This is a genomic window from Protofrankia sp. CiT1, from assembly GCF_917627335.1.
GTDB lineage: Bacteria > Actinomycetota > Actinomycetes > Frankiales > Frankiaceae > Protofrankia.
The window spans coordinates 1-7,266 of sequence record NZ_CAKJTP010000177.1; the positions used below are offsets into that span (position 1 = coordinate 1).

Annotated in this window: 7 protein-coding genes; 3 read left to right on the forward strand and 4 right to left on the reverse strand. The window is 64.0% G+C overall.

The features are described from left to right. Positions 1 to 125: 125 nt before the first annotated feature. On the forward strand, positions 126 to 1,388 hold the full coding sequence (locus MJ785_RS19035; RefSeq protein ID WP_255725420.1) for a tetratricopeptide repeat protein: 1,263 nt from the start codon (positions 126 to 128) through the stop codon (positions 1,386 to 1,388). A 104-nt stretch (positions 1,389 to 1,492) separates the two neighbouring features. Here MJ785_RS19035 and MJ785_RS19040 read toward each other — a convergent pair whose 3' ends face one another. The 3 genes from MJ785_RS19040 to MJ785_RS21980 form a co-directional block, all read right to left on the reverse strand. Continuing rightward, complete coding sequence (locus MJ785_RS19040; protein WP_239382100.1) at positions 1,493 to 3,349, reverse strand: DUF4407 domain-containing protein; 1,857 nt, start codon at positions 3,347 to 3,349, stop codon at positions 1,493 to 1,495. A gap of 649 nt (positions 3,350 to 3,998) precedes the next feature. Next, entirely contained in the window at positions 3,999 to 4,784 is a 786-nt protein-coding gene (locus tag MJ785_RS19045) for a peptidase inhibitor family I36 protein (protein ID WP_239382102.1), read from the reverse strand. A gap of 206 nt (positions 4,785 to 4,990) precedes the next feature. After that, positions 4,991 to 5,113, reverse strand: coding sequence for a hypothetical protein (locus MJ785_RS21980; protein WP_255725419.1), 123 nt, complete (start codon positions 5,111 to 5,113; stop codon positions 4,991 to 4,993). A gap of 403 nt (positions 5,114 to 5,516) precedes the next feature. On the opposite strand from MJ785_RS21980, the gene MJ785_RS19050 reads away from it, so the two are divergent. After that, the gene (locus MJ785_RS19050) at positions 5,517 to 5,849 is read left to right on the forward strand and encodes a hypothetical protein (protein WP_239382104.1); all 333 of its coding nucleotides are present in this window, start codon (positions 5,517 to 5,519) and stop codon (positions 5,847 to 5,849) included. Positions 5,850 to 5,853: 4 nt separating this feature from the next. Here MJ785_RS19050 and MJ785_RS19055 read toward each other — a convergent pair whose 3' ends face one another. After that, positions 5,854 to 6,264 carry a hypothetical protein gene (locus tag MJ785_RS19055; RefSeq protein WP_239382106.1) on the reverse strand — a complete coding sequence of 137 codons (411 nt, stop codon included), beginning with the start codon at positions 6,262 to 6,264 and terminating at the stop codon, positions 5,854 to 5,856. 290 nt (positions 6,265 to 6,554) lie between these two features. Between MJ785_RS19055 and MJ785_RS19060 the strand changes: the two genes are divergently transcribed. Then, positions 6,555 to 7,265 carry an alpha/beta hydrolase gene (locus MJ785_RS19060; RefSeq protein ID WP_239382108.1) on the forward strand — a complete coding sequence of 237 codons (711 nt, stop codon included), beginning with the start codon at positions 6,555 to 6,557 and terminating at the stop codon, positions 7,263 to 7,265. Position 7,266 lies beyond the last annotated feature (1 nt).

Here is a 7,266-nt window from a genome sequence, read left to right on the forward strand (position 1 = left end):
CAAGGTGGAGCCATTGGCGATGCCTTGACGATCAGATTACGATGCCATTGCTCGGCTCTCGACACAAGGAAGACTGATGAGCAAGCCGGTGCGGTCAGCCGACGGCACATATCGGGGGGTGGCGGTTGCAGCGCGGCCTGTCGGCAGACGAGGTCCGAGCCTTGGCGGACGCCATCCCGGATCCGCGGTCCATTGCTCATGTGCTGATGAGAGCGGGCATACCGCGCAGACGACAGCCGGCCTGGGGCGCGGTTGACCCGGAGGTGTACTGGTCCGAAGTTTCGGAACTCATCGGAAACGGAATTTGCGAGGGCGGCCGAACCGCGCTGCTCGACGCAGCCCGGGAGTGGTGCCGGGGAAACCCCGTTTTCATCCGGGATCTTGATCCGGGTGTTCTGTCACCAGCCGAGCGGCAAGCCCCTTCGCCGGTCACTGGACCGAAGACCGGCGAGGAAGTCGTTTCCGGCGATCCCGAAAATCCCGAGCACTGGCCTGCTTACCAGCGCCTCGCGGACCAGTACCGCACAGATCGGGCCCGCTGCCTGGCCAGAGCGGAAGAGGCTACCCGCGTCCGTGCGAACCTGCTTCGGACGTCCGCGTACCTGCGTGAGGCGGGCCAGTATGAGGCCGCACGGAATATGGCTGATGATCTGTACACGTGCCTGAGCAGCGTACTCGGCGTCGAACACACGGATACCTTGGCAGCGGCACAGCACCTCGCCGGCGCGCTGCAGTCGTTGGCGAGGTACGTGCCGGCTCACGACCTGAACCGGCTTATTCTCGACAGCCGGCGACGCATGCACGGAGAACGTGACCAGGAAACCCTGACGGCGGCAGCGAACCTTGGCGTCAACCTGCTTGGTCTCCGGCGTCATGACGAGGCTCGGAATATGATTGTCGGAACGCTGGAGAGCCGGACGCGTCACCTTGGTCCTCATCACCGCGACACGCTGATATCAATGTTGAACCTCGCTGGCTACCATCGTGCAACAGGCAACTACGTTATCGCGCGTGAGTTGGACGCAAAGGCAATGGACCTCGCGCACGCACATCTGGGCACGCACCATCCGCTGGCGCTTAGCGCGGCGGCTAGCCTGGGCGAGGACCTCCTGCGACTTGCGGCGGCGGAAAACGCGGCCTCACTCGTCATCGCTCGAAGTCTGCTTGACAGCAACCTTCGCGGACGACGCGAGATCCTGGGCCCGGAGCACCCGGCGACGCTCGAGTCGGCCCGGCTCCTCGTCGTCCCGCTTTTCGAGTTGGGTGAGATCGAGGAGGCTCGGCGGCTCGCCGAGGACACTCTCGAGAAATGTGTCCGTGTGCTGGGGGCAACCGCCAGGGAGACTCTTCAGCTTGAGCGGAACCTGACACGGATCCGTCGAGCCTGATAATGTATCTTGGACGCTCTGGTCCCCTGGATCCCGCTCGGTTGGCTGTTTCTCGGAGGTCGTAGCTTCCCGTTGCGGCGTGGGCTATCCGGTGGATCGTCACGTTAAGGGAGGTCATCCGGCGCGTCGGCTTCGTGGCGCTGGTCGAGCGCGGGCGGTTCGCTTCGCCGGTCTCCCGGCTCCGCGTCGTCCCGACCGGGTGCGGCCGGGCTGTCCGGTCGAATAGTCTGATCAAGATCATCGTCCTCAGCGCCGCGAACTGTGTCGAACCAGCTGGACAGGTCGCGCGCCCGTTCGGGTCCCCGCGCACGTGCTCTCTCAATGATCTGGGTGGGCTGGTCGAGCGGGTACAGGTCGTCACTGGCCTCGTCCTCATGCTCGTCGAGCACGGTTACCACGACGTCGTTGCCTGAGCGCGCCACGACGAGCGGACCGGCGATCAAGGTGACAGCGCTGAGCCGCGCCGTTTCGAGCAGAAACTGACGCATCGCGCGTCCGTCACCATCGGCATCGGCGGACGTGTCGACGGACTCCATAACCCGGCGCGCCTGGAGCCGTACGAACTCCGCCGTATACCCACTGATCGGCCGAAAGAAGTACCTGCGCTGCCAGGAGCTCCGGATCACGTTGCTGGTCATCGCAACCTCAAGACGGAGACCAGGGTAGACCCTGTCGCCAGCGGCCTCGATGCTACCCGCGGCCTCGTCGGTGAGATCGTCCCGTGAGTACACCCCACCCTCGAACTCGATGCCGTACTTTCGGTGAAGATCGCGTTTTTCCTTCTCCGTGGCAAGCCTGATTCGCAGTAGACCGATCTCCATGTCCGCCCGCGCGGCGGCTGCCTCGCCGCTATGCGTGCGGCCGTCCTTGCCGACGGCGGATCGCAGCAGGCCGAGTTTGACGATCAAAGGCACCAGATCGAGCAGCAGGCCGGCGAGCAGGAGGACGAGCCGTGTCGGCACCCGCACAGCTGGCCGTTCCCGGAGGTAGTCGATGCTCGCCTCGATCCGAGGCCCAAGCCCGTCGTCGCGCGCGACGGCCTCCTGGGCGCTTCTCGTCAGGTCGTCGGTCCTGGCCTGGGTCTTGGCGGCGCTCTCGTTCATCGCCCGTAGTGCCTGTCCGTTGTCCGCGTCCCACTGCCCCAGAGCTTTCCACGCCTGATCGAGTTCCTGGGAGCGTTGCTGAGCTTTTGGACCGAAATTCGGCGTACCGCTACCCGGGAACGCGACACAGTCGACAGTCGTGTTCGGATCGTCCTTTCGGTCGCTCCGGTTTCCGTTCTGCTCGCAGGCGAGACGTTGACGGGCTGAGTTCCATGCCCGCTCGAGTTCGGCCCGCCGATTGAGCATGTCGGCGTACAGCCCGACCGGTCGTCCCTGGCTGTCGATGACTCCACCCGCTTCGGCACCCGAGATCGTTTGCCGGCCGAAATTCAGCGCCTTCTGGTTGGCTGCCGTCTGTGTCGCAACAATGATCCTGGTGAGGCTTGGGGCGAAAAGCAGCTGCACGAGTAACTCGGAGATGATGACGCCGAACACGGCCGCGACTGCGACGCGCCCCCAACGTCCGTGCAGTTGTGGGGAGTCGCGGCGCCAGCGGGCGGGCTTGGCACGCCCGACGTCGAAACTTGCCGTCTGGCTGGTGATGGAGAGCTCCAGCGCGTACACGAACATGGCCCAAACCGCCGCCGGCAGCGCGTATCCCAGATGGTTGACAAAGGTCACGCCCCCAGCCAGGCCATCCGCACCGGCAAGGTCTCGCATGGCCTGGGCGTTGAACACCAGCGTGAAGAACATCCGGGCGCACATCCAGTGCACCAGGGCGACGATCGCCATGGTGAACCCGAGCGCCCGGTATGCCGCGCGCTGACCGGGCGTGAGCACGTCTCGCGGACGGGTTCCGGTGAGCCTGATCGGCAGATCCAGAATCTCCCGACCGAGCCACGTTGGGATGCGGACCACGGATGCGGCTTTCCGACCGACGGCGGCGCGGGAATCGGGCTTCCGCGCCGCTGGTTTGTCAGTCGACAGCGGCATCAGGACGACCGATCAACGGCTTGCGCACTGTTAGTTGCGCACTGGCCACACAATCCCCCGAAAATACTGCAGGCAGCCTCTGGAAACGTTGACGGCTACTCTCTCACGCGGGATCGTATGGTGGCGTGCTGGTGTCGGTGCCGTGGGTCGATGATGTCTGAGCCCTGTGAATCGCTACCCTGACCATCGTCGCCGTTCATCGGAAAGAAGCCGCCATTTATGCGGGCCGTTGTCACGCCATTGGTGCGGTTGGGGCAGGACACGTCACTGACGCGAACGGTGCGATCATCAACTCGTCCCCGGCGAGTGTGCGGACGTCGCTGCCAACCTCACTGATCGCCTCGACGCGCACATGGACTCCGCAGCCCGGCCGGCGAGCCCTCTTGACTCCCTTGGGCTCCCTTGACGTCGATATCTCGGCGTTCGCCGAACAAGGCCCTCGGCCGCGGGCGCTACGTGCGATGGCTGGCCAGCTCACTTATGATCAACAAGGAATCCGTGGTCGATACGTGTCACCAGTGACGCGTATCGACCACCGGTCCGCAGGAGCACGGATTATCCTCCGTGCGGTGAATCAATTGCCGCAGGAGTGGACCCACTTGGATGACGCGATCTCATTTCTCAAGGCCTTGCCGTACCCATCCAGGCCGGGCCCCCAGCTGAAGTAGTTGTACCGCAGATCCCGCCATACGCTGCCAGCGCCAAGGCATCCCCAGGCGCCGGTGTAGTTCGTGTGAAAGTAGAAATTGATGCTATTTCCATGCGCGCTGTTGTTCTGGACCGCCCCGGCCTTGTTCCGGAAGTTCCCGCAGTCGTCACCCCATGTACTATCGTCGTTATACCATCGACATACGGCGGTGGCATAATTGTCGTCGTTCCAGATGTTGTTCCAGGCGTACACATAGCCGTCGCCGCAGGAAAAGCCATTCACGGTTACCGTCTGGAAATCACCGAGCTTATCCCAGTTCCCGGGAAAGTAGGTCACCCCGTTGTCGTTTACCGAGACCTTGCCAACGCAGCCCAGCGGTACGTAGAACTGGTCAACATCGGCACCGTCATGATAATAGCCTCCGCGCGCCTGCCCATTTGCGAGCGATTCCTGATGCCAGCCTTGCCCGTCGACATACCAGCGGATTTGGATTGTTTGTCCCGAATGATTGATCACCTCCCCGCACGGAGGAATCGTGCACCCGTTCGCCAGCGCGGGGCTCGACGTGAACACAACTCCCAGTCCGGCCAATAACAATGCCGTTATAAAGGTGGCGAACAACTTCCGTACACGCTTCATTGGTATCCCCTCGTGATTGTGGATTGCCATGGCTACGCGTCGCGCGCCCTTGTTTCGAGGCGTGTAGATCATGTGTGGTGTTCTACGTTGTTCTCCACGGCGGCGCATGCAGACTGTAGGTATACGCCCGAACCGCCGGCAAGAGATCGACCCGACGCTGGGACGATGGGACGCTTGACCCATCCTGACCTGCTGAAACGGCAACGGACGGGACGGTCGAGCTGCGTCGGACAAGCAATGGGCGCCCGCGCGTGACCGGCTGGCCGTTGCGAAACGATCTACCGCTGGGCGGCCAGGGCTACCCGGTCCACATCCACACACACCTCGTAGGTACCGCTCGTGGCCACCAACGGGTGGGAGCCATCAAAGTCGCGGGCGGCCGCGAGAGCGAAGCGGACCAAGCCCTCGATCTCGCGGCCACTGCCAGGGATCCGCCAGATCGCCTGCGCAAGGTGGTGATCGGAAAGTTTTCAGACCCAGCGTTTGCTCAACTTCGTCTGGGTCGACATCTCTGCCAGAGAGCACCTCGATGAGCAGGTGACGCCGAAAGCCGTCCGACGCCGTGCACGGTCGGCTCCTCGTCCGCGACGCCGTAAAGCACCCCCGGCCGCGACGATCGAGGCCGTCCTTGACGCCTACGAGAGGTCTTCACTCGGCTCGCCAACAACACATCAGTTATCCACCTGGATATCAACGTAAAAACATCTGTGTGCGGACCGCTACCGGAGGGTGCGGCCGACGGCCCAGGCCCGATCGGTGACGGATAGCCTGCCTGTGTCCGTCACCGACCCGCGGAGGAGACCTTTGGAGATCCGAGAGGCCCAGAAACGCGCCTGGGCCAACAAGATTGACAAGGGATTCAACACCACCGACACGGCATTGGAGTTTGGACTGCTCACCGCCGAGGTCGGTGAAGCGTTCACCGCCTGGCGTAAACGACTCCCTGACTTCGGCGAAGAACTCGCGGACATCGCCATCTACCTCATGGCACTCGCCGAAATGAACGGCATCGACCTCGACACCGAGGTCGTGCGGAAGCTCGACAAGAATGTCGGCCGCACCTACGAACGCACGGCCGACGGCGTCCTCGTCCGCGTCCGGGAACAAGATCCGAAAGGCCAGGCATTGAGCGGATAATTCGTCACTCGCGGTTGGTGCGTGCGGCCCGGGCATAGTGCGGCTCCGGGCCGGCCCGCCGCGGCGGGACCAGAACTCGGGCGAACGAGCCTTCGAAGCGTTCCCGCGCCACCGAGTGTTCTTCTGAGGTCAGCCAGCCGTCGTCGGCGACCTCGTCTATTATCCGCGGTGTGAGGTCGACGACACTGGTAGCGAGGCTGTGCACCAGCAAATGGATGGCGACCTCGGACGGTGTCCAGGTAATCAGCCCGGTCCAGACGCCTTCGTCGAGCATGTGCAACCAGATGCCGCGACTACGCCAGCGGACCTGGAAACAGCCGGTGAGACGAGCGTGGAGCACAGCCGCCCGTTCTCCGCAGGCAGCGGACCGGAACTCATGCGGGTTGTCCAGCAGCGAGATTGTCGAGATTGTCACGTCCAGTAGTCGGTTGAGTTTGGCGTGGGATGGTGATCCCGCCATCTGTATCGCGACAGCCTGGACACATCCCAGCTACGCACATCCTCGTATGGCCGGCGCGGAGATCGCGCGGCATCCTCTTCGCAAGGGGCGGGTCGATGGGTCCGTGGTGTCCGCGGCCGACGCCCGGTTTCGGACGGCGTCCCGGCGCTGCCGGCCGTGGTCCACGCGCCGTTCACAAAACCTGATCGGCCCGACTGCCGGGCTGTTCTCGCGTCCAGACCGTCATGGAGGAGTGGTTCTACGCGATGCCTACCGACAAGCCTGCCATTGTTCTGATCCACGGGGCGTTCGCCGATGCGTCCGGTTGGGGCGATGTGGTCGCGAGGCTTCAGGCCCTCGGCTTCACCTGTTACGCTCCGGCCAATCCGTTGCGCGGTGTGATCAGCGACGGTGAGTACATCCGCGCGTTCGTCTCCACTATTGACGGCCCGGTCGTGTTGGTCGGGCATTCCTACGGTGGCAGTGTGATCACCAATGCCAGTACGGGGAACGCCAACGTCAAGGCCTTGGTCTACGTTGCCGCCTTCGCGCCGGAGGAGGGTGAGGCGCTGGGTGCCGCGCTCGCGCTGGGTGACGGGAGCACCGATCTGGCCAAGCATCTGGTGCTCCGGCCCTACCCGGGCGCTCCCGAGGGCGACGCCGACGTGTATATCGATCCGGTGTACTTCCACGAACTGTTCTGCGCCGATGTCGACGCGGGGCGGGCGGTGGTCATGGCGTCGAGCCAGCGCGGCTTCGCCGCGTCGTGCCTGTCGACGCCGTCGGGGACGCCGGGGTGGCGCACGATTCCGAGCTGGTATCTCGTGGCGGCGGACGACGCGACGATCCCACCGGAGGCCGAGCGGGTGATGGCGACGCGTGCCGGCGCGCACACGATCGAGGTGGCCAGCTCCCACGTGGCGATGATCAGCCATCCGGTGGAGACGGCCGACCTGATCATCGCTGCCGCCAGCTGAC